At 31.5% G+C, this 24279-nt stretch carries 23 protein-coding genes; 11 read left to right on the forward strand and 12 right to left on the reverse strand.

The genetic code is table 11. The features are described 5' to 3' along the window. Nucleotides 1–7 precede the first annotated feature (7 nt). The 3 genes from ACYEKI_RS15170 to ACYEKI_RS15180 all read left to right on the forward strand — a co-directional run bounded on the left by ACYEKI_RS15170 (nt 8) and on the right by ACYEKI_RS15180 (nt 1982). Nucleotides 8–265, forward strand: coding sequence for a hypothetical protein (locus tag ACYEKI_RS15170; protein ID WP_459212047.1), 258 nt, complete (start codon nt 8–10; stop codon nt 263–265). A 58-nt stretch (nt 266–323) separates the two neighbouring features. Further along, nucleotides 324–953, forward strand: coding sequence for a class I SAM-dependent DNA methyltransferase (locus ACYEKI_RS15175; RefSeq protein ID WP_459212048.1), 630 nt, complete (start codon nt 324–326; stop codon nt 951–953). Between the two features lie 147 nt (nt 954–1100). Then, nucleotides 1101–1982, forward strand: a complete 882-nt coding sequence (locus ACYEKI_RS15180) for a hypothetical protein (RefSeq protein WP_459212049.1) — start codon at nt 1101–1103, stop codon at nt 1980–1982. 2 nt (nt 1983–1984) lie between these two features. Here ACYEKI_RS15180 and ACYEKI_RS15185 read toward each other — a convergent pair whose 3' ends face one another. The 10 genes from ACYEKI_RS15185 to ACYEKI_RS15230 all read right to left on the reverse strand — a co-directional run bounded on the left by ACYEKI_RS15185 (nt 1985) and on the right by ACYEKI_RS15230 (nt 15576). Then, nucleotides 1985–5644: a PKD domain-containing protein gene (locus tag ACYEKI_RS15185; RefSeq protein WP_459212050.1), complete on the reverse strand. Its 3660-nt coding sequence runs from the start codon at nt 5642–5644 to the stop codon at nt 1985–1987. Between the two features lie 231 nt (nt 5645–5875). Next, nucleotides 5876–6496 carry a hypothetical protein gene (locus tag ACYEKI_RS15190; protein ID WP_459212051.1) on the reverse strand — a complete coding sequence of 207 codons (621 nt, stop codon included), beginning with the start codon at nt 6494–6496 and terminating at the stop codon, nt 5876–5878. A gap of 4 nt (nt 6497–6500) precedes the next feature. After that, nucleotides 6501–7985 (reverse strand): geranylgeranyl reductase family protein, encoded by a 1485-nt coding sequence (locus tag ACYEKI_RS15195; protein WP_459212052.1) that lies wholly within the window; start codon nt 7983–7985, stop codon nt 6501–6503. Between the two features lie 6 nt (nt 7986–7991). Beyond that, on the reverse strand, nt 7992–9020 hold the full coding sequence (locus ACYEKI_RS15200) for a polyprenyl synthetase family protein (RefSeq protein ID WP_459212053.1): 1029 nt from the start codon (nt 9018–9020) through the stop codon (nt 7992–7994). Nucleotides 9021–9028: 8 nt separating this feature from the next. After that, nucleotides 9029–9730: a COG1470 family protein gene (locus ACYEKI_RS15205; RefSeq protein WP_459212054.1), complete on the reverse strand. Its 702-nt coding sequence runs from the start codon at nt 9728–9730 to the stop codon at nt 9029–9031. 29 nt (nt 9731–9759) lie between these two features. Next, the gene (locus ACYEKI_RS15210; protein ID WP_459212055.1) at nt 9760–10518 is read right to left on the reverse strand and encodes a hypothetical protein; all 759 of its coding nucleotides are present in this window, start codon (nt 10516–10518) and stop codon (nt 9760–9762) included. Nucleotides 10519–10734: 216 nt separating this feature from the next. After that, a complete protein-coding gene (locus tag ACYEKI_RS15215; protein WP_459212056.1) occupies nt 10735–11415 on the reverse strand; it encodes an ABC transporter ATP-binding protein in 681 nt (226 codons plus the stop codon). Further along, entirely contained in the window at nt 11412–12329 is a 918-nt protein-coding gene (locus ACYEKI_RS15220; protein WP_459212057.1) for an ABC transporter permease, read from the reverse strand. Before ACYEKI_RS15220 ends, ACYEKI_RS15215 begins: the two co-directional genes overlap by 4 nt. Before the next feature lie 141 nt (nt 12330–12470). After that, nucleotides 12471–13022 carry a PepSY-associated TM helix domain-containing protein gene (locus ACYEKI_RS15225; protein WP_459212058.1) on the reverse strand — a complete coding sequence of 184 codons (552 nt, stop codon included), beginning with the start codon at nt 13020–13022 and terminating at the stop codon, nt 12471–12473. Between the two features lie 169 nt (nt 13023–13191). Further along, nucleotides 13192–15576: a TonB-dependent receptor gene (locus ACYEKI_RS15230; RefSeq protein WP_459212059.1), complete on the reverse strand. Its 2385-nt coding sequence runs from the start codon at nt 15574–15576 to the stop codon at nt 13192–13194. 199 nt (nt 15577–15775) lie between these two features. Between ACYEKI_RS15230 and ACYEKI_RS15235 the strand changes: the two genes are divergently transcribed. The 5 genes from ACYEKI_RS15235 to ACYEKI_RS15255 all read left to right on the forward strand — a co-directional run bounded on the left by ACYEKI_RS15235 (nt 15776) and on the right by ACYEKI_RS15255 (nt 21332). Further along, nucleotides 15776–16807: a sensor histidine kinase gene (locus ACYEKI_RS15235; RefSeq protein ID WP_459212060.1), complete on the forward strand. Its 1032-nt coding sequence runs from the start codon at nt 15776–15778 to the stop codon at nt 16805–16807. Then, the gene (locus ACYEKI_RS15240) at nt 16800–17519 is read left to right on the forward strand and encodes a LytR/AlgR family response regulator transcription factor (protein WP_459212061.1); all 720 of its coding nucleotides are present in this window, start codon (nt 16800–16802) and stop codon (nt 17517–17519) included. Before ACYEKI_RS15235 ends, ACYEKI_RS15240 begins: the two co-directional genes overlap by 8 nt. Nucleotides 17520–17635: 116 nt before the next feature. After that, on the forward strand, nt 17636–19351 hold the full coding sequence (locus ACYEKI_RS15245) for an McrB family protein (protein ID WP_459212062.1): 1716 nt from the start codon (nt 17636–17638) through the stop codon (nt 19349–19351). Then, a complete protein-coding gene (locus ACYEKI_RS15250; RefSeq protein WP_459212063.1) occupies nt 19352–20569 on the forward strand; it encodes an McrC family protein in 1218 nt (405 codons plus the stop codon). It begins immediately after the preceding gene. 88 nt (nt 20570–20657) lie between these two features. Then, complete coding sequence (locus ACYEKI_RS15255; RefSeq protein ID WP_459212064.1) at nt 20658–21332, forward strand: DUF2293 domain-containing protein; 675 nt, start codon at nt 20658–20660, stop codon at nt 21330–21332. 38 nt (nt 21333–21370) lie between these two features. On the opposite strand, the gene ACYEKI_RS15260 is transcribed toward ACYEKI_RS15255, so the two are convergent. Together ACYEKI_RS15260 and ACYEKI_RS15265 are read right to left on the reverse strand one after the other, a co-directional pair. After that, complete coding sequence (locus ACYEKI_RS15260; protein ID WP_459212065.1) at nt 21371–22030, reverse strand: porin family protein; 660 nt, start codon at nt 22028–22030, stop codon at nt 21371–21373. Between the two features lie 282 nt (nt 22031–22312). Then, nucleotides 22313–22984: a porin family protein gene (locus ACYEKI_RS15265; protein ID WP_459212066.1), complete on the reverse strand. Its 672-nt coding sequence runs from the start codon at nt 22982–22984 to the stop codon at nt 22313–22315. A 249-nt stretch (nt 22985–23233) separates the two neighbouring features. Here ACYEKI_RS15265 and ACYEKI_RS15270 point away from each other — a divergent pair, with 249 nt between their 5' ends. Genes ACYEKI_RS15270 through ACYEKI_RS15280 form a run of 3 tightly spaced genes read left to right on the forward strand, consistent with a single transcriptional unit; the run spans nt 23234 to nt 24273 of the window. After that, nucleotides 23234–23422, forward strand: a complete 189-nt coding sequence (locus ACYEKI_RS15270; protein WP_459212067.1) for a hypothetical protein — start codon at nt 23234–23236, stop codon at nt 23420–23422. Then, on the forward strand, nt 23415–23807 hold the full coding sequence (locus ACYEKI_RS15275) for a YchJ family protein (protein ID WP_459212068.1): 393 nt from the start codon (nt 23415–23417) through the stop codon (nt 23805–23807). The genes ACYEKI_RS15270 and ACYEKI_RS15275 overlap by 8 nt, the downstream gene beginning before the upstream one ends. 58 nt (nt 23808–23865) lie before the next feature. Then, nucleotides 23866–24273: a hypothetical protein gene (locus ACYEKI_RS15280; RefSeq protein ID WP_459212069.1), complete on the forward strand. Its 408-nt coding sequence runs from the start codon at nt 23866–23868 to the stop codon at nt 24271–24273. Nucleotides 24274–24279: the final 6 nt, after the last annotated feature.

The following is a 24279-nucleotide window of genomic DNA, read 5'->3' on the forward strand; positions in this document are numbered from 1 at the left end:
AGATCTCATGAAAGAAATCATAAATCAAAAATATCAAGAATTACTTGATTACTTCGATCCTAAACACTTAAAGATTGATGTTAAATATGAATCAATTAACGTATCAACTTCTGAAACAAAAGATAATACATCAGATAAAATACCTTATGCAAAAGTAAGAGTTACGCATTTACCTTCTGGAAAGGTAACTTTTGGAACGACTCATACCAGCCAAATCGATAATGCCATTGAAGCCTTAGAAAAATTAAAACATGAACTGATTTAACTAAAGGTTTTGATACTGAAAAATTAAACGAAGCAATACGTATTCTTAAAAGATTAAAATGAGTATAGATAAAGCATATAATTCTTGGGCTGGACAGTACGATACTAATGAGAATAAAACACGAGATTTAGATAAAACCTCAACTATTGAAACTTTATCTAAATATAATTTTAAAAATGTACTAGAATTAGGGTGCGGAACTGGTAAAAATACCGAATGGTTAATACCTAAAGCTAAGCGCATTATTGGATTAGATTTTTCTGTAGAAATGTTAGAAATTGCTAAAAAGAAAATATTAAACCCAAAAGTTAAATTTATAAAGGCTGATCTTACCAAAGATTGGGAAATCAAAAATCAATATGTCGATTTAATAACCTCAAGTTTAACTCTTGAACATATCGATGATTTAAATCATATATTCCATCAAGCAAATCAAAAACTCACAGATGAGGGTATCTTTTTTATAAGTGAATTGCATCCTTTTAAACAATATTCAGGAAGTAAAGCACGATATGAAACCGAAAATGGAATTGAAGAATTACAAGTTTTTACGCATCATATTTCTGATTATATAGAAAATGCCGAAAATAACGGATTCATTTTATTAGAAATTAAAGAATGGTTTGATCATAAATCAAAAAAAGAAATTCCGAGACTTATTTCCTTTGTTTTTCAAAAGAAGAAATAATAATCCTCAAAGAATGAGCATTGACTAGAACCTTAATACTTTACAACATCAACGCTTAATTTTCGTTATAACTATATAACTATCAACTTATTTTAGTACTACTCAATTGTAGTACAATTCTTTTATACTTAACTAAACCATACGATCATGTTTCCTAATAAAGTTATTTTCTTCTGTCTCGGTATTCTATTATGTTATAGTTCTTGTAAAAGTGATAATCAAACTGAAGAACCTACCAATGCTCCTAAATTGATCTTAAAATTTAAATTTGATCCTACTCAGGAACGATTGGGTAATTTTGGAGAACCTCAAACTATACCTGATGGTCATGCTGCTCAAACTCCAACATTTAATACTATGGGAGTTCATTTTATAGAGTTATCCAGAGCAAATGATATTCCTGCTTATAATGGTACTCAATTGTACGAAAGTCCTACCACTACTCAAGGAGGAGGAACTGCTATTGATTTTGATCAAGCTTTATATGGCGGTAATGGAGATACGTTTTTTGAAATACCACTTAATCAAATAACTCCTGATACCTATAAATATTTAAGAATATCGCTTTCTTATCAGAATTACACTATCGATTTTAGAGCACAAAACACCGACTTAAAAGGTACTATAGCTTCTTTTATAGGTGCTAATACTTACATCAATTCTTATAAAATCAAAAACGAATCTGTAATCGTCAACGGTAATAAGTTGCAAGGTTACTGGGGATTTGAAACTCACCCGCCTCATGTTCAAGTATCAGAAGGACAAGCTCCTCCTGGAGCTACTACTGTACCTAATCCTATTTTTGAGAACTCTCCTATTCCTGCTGGCTCTTGTCTTGTTACAGGAACATTCAATACTCCACTAGTAATACGTGGAAACGAAACCAGTGATATCGTTATTACATGCTCCATTTCTATTAATAAGAGCTTTGAATGGGAAGATCCTAATCAAAACGGAACTTATGAACCTCTAGAAGGTGATACAGTAGTAGATATGGGAGTACGTGGTCTAATACCCATTGTTCAATAACATTATATTAGTTTAATCCTTCTTTTTACGTTATCACTACTTAATGTAGTATGATGTTGATTATTCATATCTTTTATGTTTGCATTTTTTATCCCCTTTAAAGATAAACACAAACATATGGATACTAATGCAGCTTCATAATCTCCACCACTTATCTTTAGTCCGTTCATATTGGTAACTTCCCAAGTAATCGTTTTTGTTTCATTATAAATTAACTCATCTTTCACTGCCAATACCTCTTCTTCATATAAAGCTTCCAGTTTTATAAGCCTTCCTGCATGATTCGTAATCGTTATGGTTACTTTATCTACTACTTCAGGAAAACGAATATGCATTCCTGTAGGGGCAAATCCCAACTTAGTTTGGCCTTGTGGTGCTCCTAACTGAGTCGTAAACAACTTATCTTGAATTGGAGTAAATAATAAATTTTTATATTGAAATGCTGTTGTTATCTCTATTCTTGGACGCATGTCTGCGAAATCAATACAGGTTTCTTCACACTTAGTTGCTACACAATGCGGCTGAATCTGATATAAATGAGCTTCGTCCCAATAAATAGTATGTTTTACTGAAGAACGCTGTAATCCTCCTAAAAAAACTGTAATCTTTTCAGCTCTAGCTGTAGTTCTTACCGTAATATTATCCCATTGTAACTTTGGTTTTGCTTCTCTCCAAATTATAGAAGATGCATCGGGATCTGTACCTCCTAATGGATCTATACCTATTCTACTTACAGCTTCACTACGTATTGCTACATGAAAATTAGCAGTAAACTCATAATCCCATCCTTTATTAACTTCTATGTGTTGCATAATACCAACTTGTATAGCTCCTTGCATTGCTATCTTTTGAGAGCGTTGTCCTTCTGAAACTACACCTATTTCGTATTGGTATTCTAAATTTACTGATCCTTGATTAGGTTTATCTGGTATGCTTTCTACTAAAGCCGCAAAAGGAATCCAATGATTTGCTATAGTCAATAGTTGTTGATCTCTAGCTTCAACAGTATAGAAACCATCTTCAAAAAAATTATTCTTTAAATGATTTACCTTTATTAGCATCTGGTCTTGACCCATTCCTCCATCATCATCCGTTATGGTAAGTGCTGTTTGATATGTTCCACAATGCTCATATGCATGCGCTACTTTTGCAGTCCCTTTTGCTTTAGGAGAAGTATTTGTTTCTTCTATAAAAGCATTACGAATAGTACAATCTCCTAAGTCCCATTCTCCTGTATGTGTATCGCACCATCCCTGATCTTCAAAATATCCTTCTAGATGTATACATTGTCCTTGTAAAGTATACATTTTATCTTCGAGATAAACTACAGGAGCTACATTTTCTACAGTAATAGTCATTTCTCCTATACCTATTCCTCCTGCATCATCTCTCACTATAACTCGTACTTGATATTGTCCGTTATCACAATATGCATGACAGGCAAATAATTGTCCTTGTGCCTGTGGCGGATTATTAGTTTCTGTCACAACCAAATCTTCTGGAGCAGTGTTATCTCCCCAATAAATAGTTGCCGTATGAGTATCTAGCCAGTTATTATCTGTAAAACTTATCTGTAAGGGTATCTCCTCTCCTTCTTTGGCCGTAATATTAGAAGGCATAATAACTTGCGGAATCACATTTTTTATACTAACCTTAGTAAAATTACGTGTAGTAACTCCACCTTCTTCTTCAACCGCTATACGGAATTTAGCAATATATAATCCACTTTTCCCATAGATATGACTTGGACTTCTTAAGATAGATGAATTACCATCATCAAAATCCCAGAACAATTGAGATGTAGCATTTTCTATCCCACCATTAAACATTAAGGCTTGATTCCCTACTGCTAGATATGGTCCGTTTGCATTTGCAAAATCCTCTGTTGTCAAAGAATGCATACTTGTTATCAACATATTTCCAGAAAACATAATCCCTTGAGTATCGATAACTATAGGGTTTTCAAATCTTGCAGTAACTTCTCCTATAGCTGTTAATGTCTGTGGCCAAGCTCCAATACCTGTTAGCTGATCATTTACATCATCTTTAATAATCGAAGATCCTATACTTTCAGCTAGATTTTCTGCTAAGGTCATTACCACAGCTACAATAATGATTCCTACGATACCAAAAGTAATAAAGCCAATTAAAAATGAAAGTATCCATGCTAATAAAGATAAATCAACATCTGGTTCTCCTATAACAAAAGGTTCTATAATTTGTCCTCCTTCGGGTCCATCAATCCATTGTAATCCAGAATCTGCATCAAAATCTGCATCTACATCTATACTACCCAAAATAGCATCTACAACAGTTACATTTCCTTTTATATTTATAGCTCCATTTTTTAAACTAATATTCAAATCATTCAACTTCACTGTTTTGCCTTCAACTTTATCATCTAGAGTTGTTGGGAGATCACCAAATTCCTCATGTACAGCTTTATCTATTTCTTCTAATACTTTATTCCTAGATATAGCTGTTGCGAAATCTCTATCATTAGGAACAAAAAAACTTAATGCATCTGCATTAGCACTATCAGATTTATTCATAGCTATTGCCAAACCTTCATTAAGTGCCTTAATAGTTACATCTTCTATGGTCACATCTACTCCATCTGGTGGTGCTGGTTCCCATATCAAAATCTGCTTTCTAGTTGCTAATTCTTTACGAATTTCTTCTTCAATAAATGTTTCTATAGTCGTTATAGAAGGAACCATTTCTGATACATCTCCTATTTTTTGAAGTTCTGTTACCGCTATACTATTAAATCCAGAAACTATACTAGTTTCTACAAGTCCACCACTTACATTGTTCGTTAATGTATAATTAGCTCCTCCTTGTCCTGGTGCTGGTGTTATAGCTGTTAACTCCACATTTGCCTCACTTAATTTGGCTTCTACTATATCATTTTCAATTTTAAACGGTGCGATCATTTCTATGACTCCAAGTATCTCAATTGGTGAAGGTACTGGTACACCAGAAAACGTTCCTTGAATGTCATAAAAACTCATAAAACACGGTATAGCTACTTTTACTTTATTAGGTTCTGGGTAGCTAACTGTAGCTGTTTTTGATGGATTACTTTCATCATCATAAAGTTCTAATCGTCCTGTACCTGTAACTGTTCCAAAACCCAATGGAATATCATCATAAATTTTAGGAAAGAGCGGATCATGTCTCAACTTTTCATGAATATACTCTTCTACCATAGCTTCTGTAATAGGTCCTATGGGATCTCCACTTGTTATTGTTACTGCTATAGCATCTGCAGGAAGATTATCCAATTTAACTCCTACATTAATATCTCCATCTAGCGTTGTAACTGGTGTTTTAATAACTACATCTGCTGTAAGATCAAATAATGTTGCAGATGGTATAGGCGGATTATCTATTTCTACTTGAACAATGGTTCCTAATTTTATTTCAACACCATTTATGCTAGTTTCCATTTCTAATCCCAATTCTTCTTTGGGAATTTGTACTGTACCTTCTTTTACCTGATATGGTCCAAAAGCGAGTCCTGGTGGTATTTCAATTTTTTCTGGAATAACCCCTTCTCCACTATCATCATCTCCAGATTTCCAAGCTGCCCTAAGTAACTGTCTTAATACATCAACAGTGACTTCTGATACGATCTCAAATCCTTGTGTATTTGGCATGTCGTTAATTTTAATATTATCTATTTAAGCGGGGGTATAGGTATGGGGAGTCTTCTTGAATGCTAAAAAATTATTTATTTTGTTCAAGAAACAAATCCGCTACATCATATAGTTCAGAAGTATGATTTATATGGTAGGAATGAAAAGATCTTTTTCTAAAAGTTCTACTATTGCAGTACTATTCAGTTTTTATTTTTTATTTGGTATAATTATTACTAGGATACGCCGTGATTATGCGATTTTTCTTTTATTTCTATCTTGTAATCTAAACTTCACATTAGAAAACTTTATTCCTTTTGTATCAGTTGAATTTTTTAATATTTCATTAAATACTTTAATAGAAGCTAATGCTGGTATTCTTGCTTGTAAAGCACGGTACTCTAAAAGCATAGGAATTAGTTTATGGCTTTTTTCAAATCGTTGTAATGGATCTATTACTGACCCTTTCTTGTTAAAAAAAGCTATTGTTTTAGGTCTTTCTATTATACTTTTCTTCAATTCTGAAAAAGGGATTATTTTGTTATCTATTATAAGTTCTTCTTTTAATTCCTTTTTAAGAAAATTGGTAATTACCGTATTCGATTCTAAATCGAAATCTCTACCTGTCAATTTATTAACCTTTGTTTGTATTTTTTGAATCTTATCTCCTGTTTCGGTTCCAAAACGTGCTCGGCTCTCCACTTCTTCTGCAACTTTAGGTGTTAATTTTATCCCTATATGTTCTAATGCCAATATTGGGTTTGCCATTGCAGCTTTCACCAAATGTTGTTCTTCTCCATACTTTTCTAATAACCGAGGCATCATTTTTTGAAGCTCAGTTAAATTCTTTATAGTTTTTATATTTTCTGCCATTTTCTTACTTGGTATTTATATATTGTTTTTTAATATCTTTCCAGATATGGTCAGAAATTTTAATTCCGTTAGTCGTCAATCCCTGTAACCATTCTTTATATTCTTTAGGGTTTTCTTTTGCTTCTTTAATAATCTCTTTAACATGTGCTACTGTTGATTTACCTGTACTCATCCAGTGTTCTGGTCCTTTTAATACTTCTTTAGCTCCTTTTACGCCAAAATGCATAGCACCTTGTACTAGTGTTTTTGTAATAAATGCTGGGTGTACTGCCTTATTTGCAGGTTGCATTCCGGCCAGAATTCCTCCAGCTATTTCTGCATAAGATTTATCAATACGAGCTCTACTTACCATGATACTCAATAATTCCATCCAAAAAGGATTTAATTTCCGATTACGAATACATTGAATTATCATATTGCTTAAAGTGAGATCATAGGCTAATTCTTCTTCTATTTTCTTCTTATATGATGTTAATGATACTGTAGAAAAATCATCGTTTTGTACACTCGATATAATTGTATCTGCTGCCCATCTTGCACTAAGTAATGCATATTGAATTCCTTCTCCATTAAGAGAGTTAATCAATCCTGCAGCATCTCCTAATAATAACAAACGGTTTCCTATAATCTTCTTTTTTGCATTATACGTTGCCAAAGGCCATCCTTGAATTTTCCCTTTAATTTGTCCATTTCCAACTCGAGCAGAAAGGCTTTTGTCTTTTTGAATTAACGCAGTTAATAACTCTTTTAAATGGGTATCGTTTTGTGGTAGTGTCTTTAGCACCATACCTACACCTATATTTGCATTTCCGTTTCCTGTTGGAAACAACCAATAATACCCAGGAAAACTCTCTTCTGTAAAAAAAAGATCACATCTATCTTGAGGTCCTTCTATACCTTCGTAATATGCTCTTACTGCCAAAATACGATCAAAATCTGACGGTTTTTGTCCATGAAAAATTCTAGCTACTGTAGAACTACTACCATCTGCTCCTATAATCATCTTGGCAATAATCGTTTTACTTTTTCCATTTTGAGAAATCTCTGCAACTACTTTGTCTGGATAAACTGTATAGTTCTTTAACCTTGTTTTTTCTTTGGTTATCGCACCTTTTTTCTGTGCATACTCAAAAATCCAATGATCCAAAGTTATTCTTGGAATTACTCTTCCATAATATGGAATTCCTTCTAATCTCGGAATTGCTTGATTTATAATTTCTTCTCCATCAAGAAAAACAGATGCTTCATTAATTCTATTTGCCTTAGGAAAATCTTCTAATCCTGCTATACCTAATTTTTGTAATTCTGCTATCGCAACTGGTCCTACAAAATCTCCACAAACCTTATCTCTAGGAAATTCCTGGGATTCTATCAATATCGTGCAGATTCCATTTTGAGCTAATCTTCCTGCCAAAGCGCTACCTCCTGGTCCTGCTCCAATTATTAACACTTCACAATCATAATTAGGTATAGGTGATATTTTTATCATAACTTTTTAATAATCTCTGTTTACCATATACATTATAATAGACTCTAGTATGCTTTTGTCTTTTGATGCAGGAACTTCTCTAAATGCTGAGTAAAACTCTTTTAAAGCTGCTCCTGCCATATTCTTTGCTACATTACGTGTGTATTCTATACTCCCGTAATGTTCCATTCTTTCCATTACCCAATGTGCTGTTTCTAAACTTTCTTCTGCTCTACAGTTTTCTAGGTATTCTTCTAATCTTTTTCGCTCTTGAGCTGAGCAATTATTTAAAAGATGTATTAGCATTAATGTTCGCTTACCTTCTAGAATATCTCCTCCAATTTCTTTTCCATAAGCTTTTTCATCACCTACCAAGTTTAATATGTCATCTTGTATCTGGAAAGCTGTTCCCATAAAGTATCCAAATCGATTAAATCTATCTGGATTCACTTCTCCTTGACTACCTATAATTGCTCCTATTCTTATGGGATGTATCGTAGTATACCAACATGTTTTTTTTAAGATCATTCGCATATAATCATCGTCTGTAAGCGTACAACAATTTTCTTTACGCCATCCCAATTCCATAGCTTGTCCTTCTACAGATTGTCTAACCATATGCTCTATTTCTGAAAATACTTGCCAGGTTAGTTCTGGCCCTAGTACTTCCATATTCATCATAAGTGGTTTGATACTCAATACATTCATAGCATCCCCTACATTAATTGCAATACCTATATTATTGTATTCATGCATGGTAGGTTTATTGCGCCTAAATTCACTTCCATCTTCTATATCATCATGAACCAAAAAAGCATTGTGAAAAAGCTCTAATGAAGTTGCCGAGTTAATCACCATTTCTTCTGTACCTCCCCAAGCTTTACAGGCTGCTATACAAAGCCCTGGTCTAAATCCTTTTCCGCCTCTATTGGGATAATCCAAAACGAGATCATAAAGGTATTTTTTAGGCTCGCACTTAGGAGTATAATGATGGATTCCTTGTATTGCTAGATCTCTATATTCTAGCAATGCAGATTTTAATGATGCTGTTTTCACCTGTATTATTAATTAACTTCTACAGAAACCAGTGCTTGTAAATTTTCTATGGTTTTATCTTGTAATAATCCCGAATACTTCCCTGATTTTGTGTTTTGAGGAACTTTTATTTTAATCGTAACTGCTTTTTTCTCTCCCGGTTTAAGTGTTACCGTTTTAGGACTCACAGTAATATTTCTAGCGAGTATCTTACCTCCAGAAGGTGCAACCAAATCTGTATCAGAAAGTGCTACTTTCATTACATTCTCTTTATGATCATTTTGAAGTTGCATTTTTATTGCTGTTTCACTACCTGGATCTAGTGGCTTCTCTGCTTTAAGGACAGGCACTTGATAAGCTACTTCATCTTTATCATTTGAAGTATCTGGAATGATATTTACTACTTTATTAGATAATGTTTCTATCTGGGTAGAAGCTACGCTAACTACATCCATCAATATATCAACAATCTCATGTGCATCACTCCTAAAACGAGTAAAAATATGGTCTTTGTCTTTGTCTCTTACCTTGTCAACATCTATCACCTTTTTTTCTATCTCTTTGGCTGCTATAATACCAGCCGCAATTTCTTCTTCGAGAATATTAGTAGCTAAACCTACAATTCGTTGAGCCTCGCCAACAACTTTTTTAGGTGATAAATCTTTTAATCTTGATTTAGGTGTATTTGTTCTATCGTCAAATTTTTCTGAAGATTCTGTTGTATTTTCCATCTATGATTTGTGCTAAGTGAATTTTATTATTAGGGTACTGGATTTATAGGAGCTCTTTCATAACATACATCTACTAAAGCTGCTTCATTAGAACCTCCTTTTATTTCTATGGCCGAAAAGATTTTGTCTTCAATTTTAATCGATGTCGTCGTATTATTAATCATTTCGGATTGACTTACTACCATCATTGAATTTAAAAATCCATTGATTTGAATTACTGGATTTCCGAAATTTACTATAGTTAATTCTACATTTTTTACTGCAGTAGGAAAATCCAAACGAAGCCCTTCATTAGGGATACTCATTTTTAATTGATTTATAGGTGCTCCCATAGTGGTATAATCTATATGAGTTTGATCTCCTAAATATGTAAATTGAATTTTATCTATAGTTACTGGTTCTTTTGCTCCTTTGGGGTTTTGACCTATAAAATTAGTACACATACGTGGCACTGGATCATCATCTTTACAATGTGCTATTTTAGTTTTTCCTTTGAGTCTGATGTTTGCTATTGATTGTCCCAAAAATTCAATTCCCACAGAATAATCACTTACAGCACAGATAGGCTCGCAAATTTTTATACAAACAGGAATATCTTCTTTAGCTTTTAAATTCATATCCATATTGACATGAAAAGGACGCTCTTTTGAATTATTAATATTTAGATTAGCTGGTTTATCATCAAAGTGAATTGAAACTGGACATGGTTTATCTAATTGAAAATAATGTTCAAGTGTAGCCTTTTGCTTAGGCCAAGCTGTAATTTTGATTTCTTTTTGATCAGGCATAATAATTATTTTTTTGCCTTTTACCTATTGTTATATCAATAAAGAAAGATTTTGCAACAGGTATATAATAAAGACGGTTTAAAGAGTTTTTTAGATTACTATAAAAATAATTAAAAACCTACTAAACAACACATTACACCGTTTAAAAACATTAAAAAAAGGGGTTAAAACCCCTTAAAAAAGTACGATATTTAGTACATTAAAATTATTTTTTCTTTAAACTATCTCCATCTTATCTATTTTATCTCCTATAGAAAAAGTTTTCATTGCTGTTTCTAATTGATCAAAATCATCTTTTAAAACACTCTTGACAAATGTGCCTTCTTTTAATAAATGAATTTCGTCACATGTAGTTGCTAGTGTAGAAAAAATATGTGAAGAAATTAAAATTGTTTTTCCTAGCTCTTTTAATTTATTTATCAATTCAATGATCATTATATTACCTTGAATATCTACTCCATTAAAGGGTTCATCAAGAATAAAACAATCATTTTTCTGGATTAAAATTGCAGTCAATGCTAATTTTTTCTTCATTCCTGTAGAATAACTTGAAGCGTATTGATCTAATGGCAAATCAAAAATATTTTTGTCTTCAATATTATCTAATTTTACTTGTCTAGCATTAGCTAATAATTGAATATATTCCTTTCCTGTTATTTTATCCATTAAATATGGATTTGTCCATAACAATCCTAAATGATTCTTAAGTATATCAAAATTTGACGTAATACTTCCTTTAAAAGATTCTAAATCTGCAATACATCTAAACAAGGTCGTTTTTCCTGCTCCATTTTGTCCTACAATTCCGTAAACCTTACCTTTTTCAAAAGAAACGTTTATATCTTTTAAAACTTGTTTTTTACCATAGTTTTTGGAAAGTTCTTTAATATAAATCATTGTATATATATATTGAGTTTTTTAATGGCTTTTGCATAAAACCACGGAATGATTCCTGCTAAAATGGGAGGAAATAACACACTCATAATGATTAACACCATATGAGGTAAATTCATCTCTTTAGGATAATCTGCATATTTTGCAACAATTATTGTGATCAAATATACATAGCATAATAGATTAAAGAGTATTATCACTATCATTTGGTCATAAAAAAAGATACTCAATGCTATTAAAATAGGTAGGTTTAATCCCGTTAAATAGCGTATTCCTGTTTTTATCTTTTGCATTAAAAATGCTTTAGCCGACAGCCTAAAAGACCATACATAATATTCATCTTCTGGTCTACTGTAAAACGTTAATGTTACAACTGTGATTAACCCTATCGCAAAAACACCTAGGTTAAAGTTATCTACAGTAATCGCCATAAAAGTTAAAAAATACGCCAACGGAAAAACCAAATAGCCTTTTCTAAATCCTCTAGTAAACTCAAATGGTCTTTTCCCAAAAGGTGTCGGAATCGTTAAATAAAATCCTGTATTAAACTTTATAAAACTTATTATTATTGCTCCTACACTAATAGGTAGTAACATTAGAAACTCCTGCTTATACGTTAAAAAACAAACAAATGGGAATACTAAACCAAAGTTCTCTATCTCTCTTATTATTCGATATTGTTTTTTATTAAAAATAGTATTTAAAAAATCATTTCTATCCTGCGCACTTAATTTTAAAACAGATATTAACGCTAATGCTGTATATATATACACAGCATATGGTGTTCTAGAGAATATATAGACAGAAACACCTATAAACACTACTAATAGTAACGGATACCCTATTAATAGCGGTAATCCAAATGCAATTAATTTTCTATTAAGTATTTTAAATTGTAAAACGAAATATGCTTTCATCGCTTATTGTGATCTATTTTATATCACACTATATGATACGCTTAATTGCGTTATCTGTTACAAATTTAATCATACAAAAATACCTCGTAATATATACGAGGTATTTTTGTATGATTAACAAATTAATCTTATCTCATAGTTTTATCGAATCAAAAACAAAAAGATAAACGGAAAAACAAGTCCGATAGTGGCTAACCACCATCCTCGTTGTTTAAAGCTGTATTTTCCTTTAGAAATAAACATTCCCGATATTGCTATAACTAGCATTGCTACTCCAAAAATATCTGAGAACCATATCCACCATACATTGGTTGTTTTATGTAAAATTGTCATCTGTCCTAGTACCGGAATTGTTCTTACAAATTCTATTTCTCCTTTACCTGTTTTAGGATCTACACTTGCAAAAGCATCCTTATAATATAATCTGATACTATTTCCTCTTTTTCTAAAACCTCTATAGGTCTCCTCTGTAAATTGTTTTGAAGCTTCTCTAAAAAAATCATCATTCAACTCTTTTCCTTCCAATACGGGCAATTGAATAGCTTCTGTTTTTACTGTGTATTCCTGTGGATCAAAACTTGTACGATGATTTAATGCTATTCCAGATATAGAAAATGCAATAATCAATCCCACATAAAAATATCCAACATCTCTATGCCAGTTTCTAAATAAATTACGTGTACTTTTTTTCATTCTTCAGTTCTATTTTAAGCTTTTATTATACATACCCATTTAATGTTATAAGATGAAGTGCTCCTGAGTATCTAATGGGGGTTATATTTATGATGTTTTTGTTTTTGATACTCAGAATAACACTTCAAGCAATTATATACAAATGAGATAAAAGTTTATAATTTTCATATTAAAATCTTTTGTGTCCAGAAAATTCCATTGCCTCTCCTTTACCAAAACCATAACTAAATCCTAGTACTACAAATCTTCCGCTTTTTTGATAGTTTGTAATGTTAAAATCTAGTTGATCGTTAACACTTGAAAATCTTCTTGATGCAAATACGTCTCGTATACTCAGATTCAATACTCCACGCCCTTTTAATATTTTCTTTTTAACTCCTAAATCCATAAAAAAGTTATCTGCTATTACCGATTGCACAGTTTCTTGCTCTGATCGATACCTCATACTAATTTGTGTATCAAAATTCCACGGCAATTTAATTTTTGAAGTTGCTCTAGCAGTCCATTGATCACTACTAAAATCAAAACTTGTACCTTGATAGCTTCCTATACGGTCAAAATAAAACCAATTAAGATCTGTAGTTAATGTCATCCATGATAGTGGTTGATACTTAGCGTTTAGTTCTACTCCTGTACTGTTATTTTTTCCAATATTTTGAGGTGCATTGATGTATAAATCATTTTCAAATCGTACTACACGCTCAATCACATCTTTTGTTCTACGGTGATACACTCCCCAGTTTACTGAAGCTTTACCAATCTTATGTAATGAAGTAAGTTCAAAAGCATCTGTAAATTCTGGTTGTAAATTAGGGTTCCCTTCAGATCTATTAAAGTTATCACGTATCGATTGAAAAGGGTTTAAGTGCCATAATCTAGGTCTAAAAATTCGTCTAGAATATCCCATTTGCAATGAAAAATTTTCTGTGAATTTATAAGAAGTATGTGCGCTAGGAAACCAATTCACATAATCTTGATCATTAGTCTCGCTTGTATTTTCTAATTCTGTAGTTAAATCTGTGTGTTCTACTCTTAGCCCTCCCTTGATACCAAATTTATCTCCTTCATATCCATAAGTCATATATCCACCTAATACCTTTTGATTAAAAGAGAATATATTACTTAAATTCGGATCTACTTCAAATGCACTACCAGTAAAATTTTCTATTGCGTAATCATTAGAAATATCACTCAGTTCATATTTTGCTCCTGTTTCTATAATATGCTTTTCGCCAAAAGGATGTACATAATCTGCTTGAAATGTATTCTCTAGTTCTTCAAAATCAGTTCCTACACGTTGTAATGCTTCTGTAACATTTCCACTTATTCTTGAATCTTCAAATATTGATTCTTGATCTTTTCCAAAATAAGATCCTATAGCACTTATTAAGAAACTGTGATCTTCATGATCTTCAAAGTCTTTTTTGTATTGCAATTCATATTGCCATTTTGGATTTGTTGCTTCTGTATCTTCATTTCTCAACAAGCTGCTTACTAAATTTCCCGTAGCTTCTGTAGTATTAAAAGTAGCGTCAGAAGTTTCGTCTTCTATTTCATAGGCATAATGACCAGAAAGTGTTATTACATTAAGATCATTAATATGATAATCTGCTCCTAAAACCACATTATAAAACTGCTCTCTTTTTTCGCTATCTCCTACTCTATTGATCGTTGTAGCATCAATATTATTAGTAATTGATCGTCTAAAATCTTGAGGCATTTCTCTTATTCCTACTCCAAACTGACTAAATAAATTAAATTTTTCTGTTCGTTTATTTAAACTCAACCCAATACTATGATTGTCTGGTATACCTCCATTTAAGGTTACAGAACCATTTAAACCTCTTTTCTTATTTTTCTTTAAAACAATATTGATAATTCCTGAAGTTCCTTCTGCATCATATTTTGCCGATGGATTAGTGATTACTTCTACTTTTTCAATAGCTTCGGCAGTAATGGTACCTAAGGTATTACTTGTACCACTAGTCATTACAGATGGTTTTCCATTAATTAAAATCTGTACTCCTGCATTTCCTCTTAAACTCACTGCTCCTTCTATACTTACATCTACAGATGGTACATTATTTAATACTTCAAGAGCACTTGCTCCTGCTGTACTTAAATCTTTTCCTACATTAAAAACTCTTTTATCTAGTTTAAATTCTGTTTGTGATTTCTCTGCTCTAATTGTGATTTCATCAAGGCTTTCTAAATCTGGTTGTAGTGCTATTGTTCCTAAATCTATTTTTTCTCCCGCTACAGTATACTTTTCAATTCTTTTTTTCTGGAAACCTATAAAACTTACCTCAACATAAAAGTTTTGTTTTTTGGTAAACATACTAAAGCTTCCGTCTTGTATAGTAGTTGTTCCTGTAATTGCTTCACCACTTTCTTTATCTGCAATAAAAACCGTAGCAAACTCAATCGGATTCTTACTTTGTTGATCGACTACTTTTCCTGTAATTTCGATTTTAGATTGTCCTTGAACGGTACTTCCTATTGTACTCCATAAAATTAAGAAGAGTATAAAACATCCTTTGTATAGACTTTTCATTATTATGCTGCTTTTTTTAGTTGCAGGTCAAAAGTGCTTCTTTTACTAAAAAACGAAAAAAACAATCTGTAAACATCACAATTAATCTGGTCAACAGTAAATAAAGTTTTCTCCACTAAGTTTTGTTGTTCACCCAAGAAAAACTGTCGATGACAACTTTTATCCTCATTGCAATAATCTAATACTGTAATTTTACTTTATGATAAAAAATAAGTTTTCGTCAAACATCACTATTAAAGAATTACTTTTTCAAGTAATACTCACTGTATTGCTTTGTTTGGCTACTTGTCTAGATCGAAAGACTTATAGTATACACCTTACAAGTTCTATTTTTTTTCTTTCGTATACCTTAGCAGCATTATTTATCAATTACCATTTATTACCTCTTTACTTTTATAAGAAAAGATATTTTACTTTTTATAGCTTCACTTTTATTACCATTATACTTTTAATAATAGTAGAAGAGTTTATCTTAGAGCGTATTTTTTATCCCGATAGCAGAGGTAAGGATTATTCTGGATGCTTTTATGCCTTATTTAATATTATTCCTATCTTATTTATCTATGTAGGGTGCAAATTTGCATGGGATGCTCATCATAAACAACATGAATTAAATACTTTAAAGAATATTGCAAAAGAAAGTGAATTACAGTTTTTAAAGTCTCAGGTTAATCCTCATTTTCTTTTTAATAATCTCAATAATTTATATTCTTATGCCATTGCTAACTCGCCAAAAACACCTTCTATAATCCTAGAGTTATCTGCAGTATTACGATATATGCTTTATGAATGTCAAGAAGATAATGTTCCTTTATCCAAAGAATTTGCTCATCTTAAAAGTTTTATTGAGTTAAACTCTTTACAAATAGAAGACCGCGGTGTTATTGATTTTGATTTTGAATGTGACACTTCTCAGTTTACAATTGCACCGTTAATTCTTATTGTATTTATAGAAAATGCTTTTAAACATAGCACTGCCAGTCAATCTGATACCATTTCTATAAAAATTAACTTATCAGTTTCTAAAGATGGTTTACTCCAATTTGTATGTAAAAACAGTTATCAATCTGCTACTAATACAGACGACCTTAGTAAAGGTATTGGCCTCATAAATGTAAAAAAACGTTTACATTTGTTATATCCTGATACACATCAATTGACCCTTAATAAAACACCTTCTTTATACGAAGTTCATTTACAATTACAACTAAATCCTATATCACATGCATAGCTGTATTATAATAGAAGATCAACCACCTGCACAACGTATTTTACAAAAATACATCAGCGATATGGGAACCCTTGAACTCAAAAGTACGTTTGCCGATGCTTTATCTGCGTTGAGTTTTCTTAAATCAGAAAAAGTAGATATTATTTTTCTAGATGTACATTTGCCTAAAATTTCTGGTATAGATTTTTTATCTGTAATTCCTTATCAACCTAAGGTTATTCTTACTACAGCATTTTCAGATTACGCTTTACAAGGTTATGAATTAGATATCATAGACTATCTTTTAAAACCATTTTCTTTTCAACGTTTTGTAAAAGCTGTTTCTAAAGCTACTACAGCTATGATTTTACCAAAAGAAGAATCTACTACTACTACTATTACTCCTAAATCATCTCCTGAGGTTATTTTTATCAAATCAGGATACGATCATATTAAGATTGATTTATCTCAGGTTTGTTATATCAAATCAGAATCTGATTATACTGAGATTTATACTTTATCAAAAAAGCATTTGGCTTCGTATTCCTTAAAATATTGGTTAGGAAAATTAAGTGATTCTGATTTTTGCCAAATTCACAAATCTTATATTGTTAATGTACATTATATTAACAAAGTTTCTGGAAATCAAATTCATCTAGACAATCAAATTTGTCTTCCTATAGGTAGGGCTTATAAAGAAACTTTTAATGAACGTTATTTAAAAAGTCTTTAATACTCCAGTTTGCTATTCATCTTGAGGTACGCCACAAAGTAAAAGTTATGGTTTAGACTTTACTTTGGTATAGAATAATAGTATTTTTGTTGCTCGAACCATCAAAATCATTCCCCATGCCAATTGAAACTGATACACATATTATATCAGAGCAATTAGATTTTATATTTTTGGATCTAATCCAACAATACAAAAAACGTATTAGTATATACGGTTTGGGAAGTGAATTAGATAAATGGAATCTTATACAACAGTATAAAAACAAACCTGATCTTACTACCTATGATTTTGCCGAAGAATTGGGTACTATTAAATACAAAAGTTTTATCTATCATGGAGCAAAACAGGTTATAGATCATATCCTTAAAGAACAACCTGAAGCTTATAAGCAACATTTTCAGTTTCTGTTTGACGAATCCTATCCGCTTACAGAACGTATCAATAGTTTTGGTAATGATATTGCAAAACTCTATGGTCAACTTGAAGAAAAATACACACATCATCACGATGAACGTACTATAGCTACTTTTCTTGTATTTTATAATCCCGAAAAATATACACTTTATAAGAATTCTTTTTATAAAGAGTTATGTGATCGTGCAGGTATTACGCCCAAGCCTAAAGGGGAAAAATACGTGCATTATCTACAATTAATCGATGTTTTTATAAAACATTATATTATTAAGGATGAAGCACTATTAGCTTTAGTAGAACAAGTACTTCCGGTAGATGCTTATCAAGATCCTACACATACGCTTCTGGCACAGGATATTTTATACACGACTTTAGAAAAAGAAGAAACGCTTACACCATATACTCAAAATTTAGAGCCAGAACAGCTAGAAGAAACTACTTCTACATATACTTCTCCGCTCAATCAAATACTATATGGTCCTCCAGGTACTGGTAAAACTTATCATACCATCTATAAGGCTTTAAGTATTATTGAAGAAAAAGATGAAAGTGATTTAAAACATGAGGAAGAACATCTTATAAAACAACGTTTTGATACTTATACTACTCAAGAGCAAATTACTTTTACTACATTTCATCAAAGTATGAGTTATGAGGATTTTATAGAAGGAATCAAGCCCGTATTACATCAAGAAACCAAGCAACTCTCTTATATTATAGCTCAAGGAGTTTTTAAGCGTATTGCTACATTAGCTCATGAAAATACAGATCAATCTTATGTATTGATTATAGACGAAATCAATCGTGGAAATGTTTCTCAAATCTTTGGAGAACTCATTACTGCCATAGAAGCCGATAAACGTTTTGGTCATAAGGATGCATTATCCATTACCTTACCTTATTCAAAAGAAGCTTTTACAGTACCCAAAAACTTATATATCATAGGTACTATGAATACTGCCGATCGTTCTATTGAAGCATTGGATACAGCTTTGCGCAGACGTTTTGCTTTTATAGAAATGATGCCAGAATTAGCACCTATAGCACAAACTTCTACGCTTAGGTTTCAGCAAGATAAAACTTTGGCTGATGTATTAGATATCATGAATAAACGTATAGCGGTATTATTGGATCGCGATCATATGTTAGGTCATTCTTATCTTATGCATATTGAGACCACCGAAGCATTGGCGGCTACTTTTAAAAACAATATTATTCCTCTATTACAAGAATATTTTTATAATGACTACGGAAAAATAGGTCTTGTTTTAGGAAAAGGTTTTGTACAAAAAGTCACTTTACAACCTCATTTTTCTTTTGATTATGAAGGCAAGGAAGATTTTGATAAAACAGCATATACCCTTCAACCCATTCACTCAGAAATGATTATTCAAGCTATCAATTGGTTATTAGACTAAATGGCGATTATACAAAAATATGAGCACGATAAATTATTGATTAACGAAAGTGGCTTTACTCACGCTCACTGGAAAGCTTTTGTTAAACTCAATACGCTTCATGGTGGTAAATATTTTGAAGTCTTACATAACGGACTCAAGTTTAATCAATATGTTGGAGTCATTCAAGTAGATGATCTTTTGGTCGAAATCTGTCCAAAAGCTGATCGTCATGGTGATCATTCTAGATGGCAACATATGCTAATTCCTATGCTTAAAGCTTGTAATAAAATTAAAACTTATAGTCATGGTTTTGCTCAAGTAAGTCAGCAAAATCTTAATCTATTAGAGCTTTACTTTGAACTCTTTCTTAAAAATATAGAAAAACTACTTCGTTTAGGATTAATCAAAAAATATCATTTACATACACAAAATACTAAAGTATTAAAAGGTAAGTTACAATTTGCAAAACATCTACAACACAATCTAATACACCAAGAACGGTTTTATACTACACATCAAGTATATGACAATGAACACTTATTGCATCAAGTTCTTTATAAAGCACTTACTATTGTTAAACAATATACTCATGGTACTCGATTACATGCCTTGACACATCGTATTGCTATTGCTTTTCCTATTATTACATTAGAATCAACACTTAATGAAAAACTGTTCGATACATTTACATTTAATCGTAAAACAGCACCTTATCAAGATGCTTTTGAACTTGCAAAATTGATCATTCTTAACCATTCGCCAAACATCAAGGGAGGTAAAGAACGTATGATTTCTTTACTTTTTGATATGAATCAGTTATGGGAAGAATATATCTTCTTACAACTCAAAAAACATTTGGTTAACATTCCTGATTATAGTGTTAAACGTCAACCTTCTAAAGCTTTTTGGAAATCAAAAGTAGTACGTCCTGATATTGTTATTACCAACAATGCTCGGCAAACCACTTATATTATTGATACAAAATGGAAGCTTCCTATCCATCATAATGCTTCTATAGCAGATTTAAGGCAAATGTATAGCTATACTCGTTTATGGAATGCTCAAAAAGCATTATTACTCTATCCTGGAGAAGTTGCATCTAATTCATTTCATCCTTTTAAGCCCAAAGATATTTATACACATTATTGTAAAATAGGCTTTGCTACTGTTATGAATACTCAACAGCAATTAGATACTACTATAGCTGCACAAATTATGAATCAATTAGTTAGCTAAACACATTACAACTAACCCCTATTTCTTCTTTTATTTTTTTAAGCTCTTATTGATTTTTATTTATTTTCGCTCTACAAAATTGGATACTGTGGCTACGACTTCTCAAAACATTTTTTTGACAAAAAAAGAAAAACTTAAATGTTGTACTTGTGGGCGTTCTGTACCCAAAGGACATCCTTATGTAGCCGAAACAGAAAACCATAAAGGAACTTGTTTTTATTGTTCTCCTTTTACAAACTATACTTTACTAGCACCCGGAAATGCTGCAATGACACGTCGTTCAAAAAAACACTCAACACTTTGTGCTGTGTTATGGGAATGGAATGCACGTAGAAAACGTTTTCAACGCAAAGGGCAGTTTGTAGAAGATCAGGCTATAGAAAAAGCACGAATTGAGTGCGAACAAGATCAAGCCATTCGTGCCGAAAAAAATAAGAAAGCAGCCATTGTACGCGAACAAAAGGACAAAGAATATATAGTTCTTTTTGCTCATGCTATTCGCTATCGTTATCCTTATTGTCCAGAAAAAAGAGAATTTGAAATCGCATTACATGCATGCGAAAAATATAGTGGTCGTGTAGGACGCACTGCCAATGCAAAGGATTTTGATCCTAAAATGATAGATCTAGCAGTAGAAGCTCATATACGACATCTAGAGACAAATTATGATGATCAATTTGGAAAAGGAAAACGCAAAAAAGAAATCCGATCAGAAGTAAAAGGCGATATTTTACGTGTCCTAAAACAATGGAGAGGATTATAAAAAAGGGAATTGCTAAGCAATCCCCTTCTTTTAATATTTTAAAACTTATATCCCATAGAAAATTGTAGTATTTCATTTCTTCTTCCTTGTCCTAATTCAGGAATACGTGTATTATTACGGATATCATAAGTACTTGTACTAAATCTAGCTTGTACAAACATATTGTTTTTAAAATTATATGTTGCTCCTATATTAACACTCAAATCAAAATCATCATAATCTCTTTTTGAATCCCAAGAAAATGTTTCCGTCATTCCTTCATCATAAATTTTAGTTTCGTGATCAGCCCAAACCAAATACCCTAGTTCTGGTCCTAAATCTATACTTAATCGATTATTGAGATAAAACTTCAGTAATACAGGTAATTTTATATATCCTAAACGCTCCGTAAACTTATAGTTTACTTCATTTTCTACATTATTATAATGCCCTCTCCTTGCTTCTCTTTTACTTCCTATTTCTGTGTAAAACAATTCTGGTTGTAATGCGAATCGTTTACTTAGAGGTATCTCCATAACTCCTCCTACATGAAATCCAAATTTGGGAGATTCACTATCATAATTTTTTGAATCTGAAAATCTAGAAAAGTTAATTCCTCCTTTAACTCCAAAAGAAATTTTCTTGCTTTTTTGGGCATTAACAATTAGTCCCAGCATACAAAATGCCAGAAGACATACACATTTTTTTAAAGTAATCATTGATTGAATTTTTAGGTTTTTAAAATTGATTAATTACGAAACCTAGAGTACATAACAGTCTCATCTATGAAGGTGATATTGTACTTTATGATTCGTTCGTTTTTAATTCATGAAATAAAAAGAGTTATACTTCTTAAGAAAACTCAACATAAAAACTAGTAAAAAATATTGATGTTACATTCCTACTTAAAATTTATAAAAAGTAAACAACATCTTTTTTAAGAACTAGAAGTTTATAAACTAAAAGAGGAATTGCTAAGCAATTCCTCTTTATTATTCATTTTAAAATTTATATCCTGTAGAAAATTGTAATACCATATTTTTTCTTCCTGTTTCTATAACGTCAAAGAAATCATCATCAAAAATATCATAAGTACTCATACCAAATCTAGCTTGTATAAACATATTATTTTTAAAATTGTATGTAGCTCCGATGTTAGCACTTACATCAAAATCATCATACTGTCTTTTACCATTACCAGATCCACTTGCCATCAATTCTCCTGCATTAGATTCATATTTATAATCAGCCCAAACTAAATATCCAAGCTCTGGTCCCAAATCTATACTTAATCGATTATTGAGATAAAACTTCAGTAATACAGGTAATTTTATATATCCTAAACGCTCGTTAAATCTATGATTGATTTCATCTACATATCCTAAATTAAAATCAAAAATATTATAATTCGTGATATCACTTTTACTTCCTATTTCGGTATAAAACAATTCTGGTTGTAACGCAAATCGTTTACTTAAAGGTATTTCCATAATTCCTCCCATATGAAATCCAAATTTAGGAGATTCATTATCTCGATATTCTGCATCTGAAAATTTAGAAAGGTTGATTCCTGCTTTAATTCCAAAAGAAATTTTCTCGCTTTTTTGGGCATTAATAATTAGTCCTAACATACAAAATGCTAGAAGACATACACTTTTTTTTAATGTAATCATTGATTGAATTTTTAGGTTTTTAAAACTGATTGATTACGAAACCTAGAGTACATAACAGTTTCATCCAAGAAGATGATATTGTACTTTATGATTCGTTCGTTTTTTAATTCATGAAATAAAAAGAGTTATACTTCTTAAGAAAACTCAACATAAAAACTTGTAAAAAATATTAGTGTTGCATTTTTAATAAATCTTCTGTTGATGTTCTTTGTCAAAATTCATTACTTATTTTGTTTAAAAATTCTACTTTTGCGCCATAATTCTGTTATAATGGCCAAAGCTGGGAAACAAAAAAACACACAAAACAAAGCTAAACATGCCAAACTCATGGCACGTAAAAAGAATAAGATTCGTCGTGAGAAAGAAGAACGTGCTGCTCGTCTTAAAGCTTTAGTTCAAAAAATGCATCAACAACAAAAAGATCAAGAAAATGTCTAATACCAATTGCCCTTGTGGACGTGATAATTCATATACGGATTGTTGTGGTCGTATTCATACAGCTATACATAAAGCCATTACTGCCGAGGATTTAATGCGATCTCGTTATACTGCTTTTACACAAGCTAATGGCAATTATCTAATGAAAAGTCACCATACTAGTACACGACCTATACATGAGAAAAAAGAAATCGTTCGCTGGGCAAAAGCCGTACAATGGGTTAAATTAGAAGTTTTAGGTCATACTGCTGGTCAATCACAAGATAAAGAAGGTACTGTTGAATTTAAAGCTTTCTTTTTTGAAAACGGTCAGCTACAAGTCATTCATGAAAATTCTAAATTTGTAAAACAGCATAATCATTGGGTCTATATAGGTGAAGCTTGATTTTAATTAAATCCATTTTTAGCATAGTTTTTGATACTATAATGATAAAACACATTTTATGAAAAAACTGATACTTTCTTTTGCTTTTTGTTTTGTTGCTTTATATGCACACTCCCAATTTCACACTTTATCAAATACTTCTACAGTATTAAATCCTTTTTTACATCATACAAGTTCGAATACATCTTCATCACTTCAAGATATTGATACTTATATGAAATTGGTTAAATCAGCTTTTGAAGATCAACATACCCAAACAATTTCAAATGCGGGACAAGGTATTATCATCGGACAATCATTAAGTCGTACTAAACGTACTATATTAGTTTCTACAGTAGAGCTAAAATATTCTGAAAAGCTTTTGACGTTCCCTCCTGCAACTCCATTAAAAAATAATGCTTATAAAGAATTATGGGGTGGTACTATAGATCATCCTATATACTCACAACCCATCTACGAACAATAATAAAAC

The sequence above is a fragment of the Aquimarina rhabdastrellae genome, assembly GCA_947387485.1.
GTDB lineage: Bacteria > Bacteroidota > Bacteroidia > Flavobacteriales > Flavobacteriaceae > Aquimarina.

Excerpts from the sequence above, each read along its gene's own strand:
- ACYEKI_RS15220 (WP_459212057.1), bottom strand. The coding sequence starts at position 12,329 with ATGAAAGCATATTTCGTTTTACAATTTAAAATACTTAATAGAAAATTA.
- ACYEKI_RS15180 (WP_459212049.1), top strand. The coding sequence starts at position 1,101 with ATGTTTCCTAATAAAGTTATTTTCTTCTGTCTCGGTATTCTATTATGT.
- ACYEKI_RS15250 (WP_459212063.1), top strand. The coding sequence starts at position 19,352 with ATGGCGATTATACAAAAATATGAGCACGATAAATTATTGATTAACGAA.
- ACYEKI_RS15225 (WP_459212058.1), bottom strand. The coding sequence starts at position 13,022 with ATGAAAAAAAGTACACGTAATTTATTTAGAAACTGGCATAGAGATGTT.
- ACYEKI_RS15170 (WP_459212047.1), top strand. The coding sequence starts at position 8 with ATGAAAGAAATCATAAATCAAAAATATCAAGAATTACTTGATTACTTC.
- ACYEKI_RS15245 (WP_459212062.1), top strand. The coding sequence starts at position 17,636 with ATGCCAATTGAAACTGATACACATATTATATCAGAGCAATTAGATTTT.
- ACYEKI_RS15230 (WP_459212059.1), bottom strand. The coding sequence starts at position 15,576 with ATGAAAAGTCTATACAAAGGATGTTTTATACTCTTCTTAATTTTATGG.
- ACYEKI_RS15205 (WP_459212054.1), bottom strand. The coding sequence starts at position 9,730 with ATGGAAAATACAACAGAATCTTCAGAAAAATTTGACGATAGAACAAAT.
- ACYEKI_RS15195 (WP_459212052.1), bottom strand. The coding sequence starts at position 7,985 with ATGATAAAAATATCACCTATACCTAATTATGATTGTGAAGTGTTAATA.
- ACYEKI_RS15215 (WP_459212056.1), bottom strand. The coding sequence starts at position 11,415 with ATGATTTATATTAAAGAACTTTCCAAAAACTATGGTAAAAAACAAGTT.
- ACYEKI_RS15235 (WP_459212060.1), top strand. The coding sequence starts at position 15,776 with ATGATAAAAAATAAGTTTTCGTCAAACATCACTATTAAAGAATTACTT.
- ACYEKI_RS15265 (WP_459212066.1), bottom strand. The coding sequence starts at position 22,984 with ATGATTACATTAAAAAAAAGTGTATGTCTTCTAGCATTTTGTATGTTA.
- ACYEKI_RS15210 (WP_459212055.1), bottom strand. The coding sequence starts at position 10,518 with ATGCCTGATCAAAAAGAAATCAAAATTACAGCTTGGCCTAAGCAAAAG.
- ACYEKI_RS15280 (WP_459212069.1), top strand. The coding sequence starts at position 23,866 with ATGAAAAAACTGATACTTTCTTTTGCTTTTTGTTTTGTTGCTTTATAT.
- ACYEKI_RS15175 (WP_459212048.1), top strand. The coding sequence starts at position 324 with ATGAGTATAGATAAAGCATATAATTCTTGGGCTGGACAGTACGATACT.
- ACYEKI_RS15240 (WP_459212061.1), top strand. The coding sequence starts at position 16,800 with ATGCATAGCTGTATTATAATAGAAGATCAACCACCTGCACAACGTATT.
- ACYEKI_RS15275 (WP_459212068.1), top strand. The coding sequence starts at position 23,415 with ATGTCTAATACCAATTGCCCTTGTGGACGTGATAATTCATATACGGAT.
- ACYEKI_RS15190 (WP_459212051.1), bottom strand. The coding sequence starts at position 6,496 with ATGGCAGAAAATATAAAAACTATAAAGAATTTAACTGAGCTTCAAAAA.
- ACYEKI_RS15185 (WP_459212050.1), bottom strand. The coding sequence starts at position 5,644 with ATGCCAAATACACAAGGATTTGAGATCGTATCAGAAGTCACTGTTGAT.
- ACYEKI_RS15260 (WP_459212065.1), bottom strand. The coding sequence starts at position 22,030 with ATGATTACTTTAAAAAAATGTGTATGTCTTCTGGCATTTTGTATGCTG.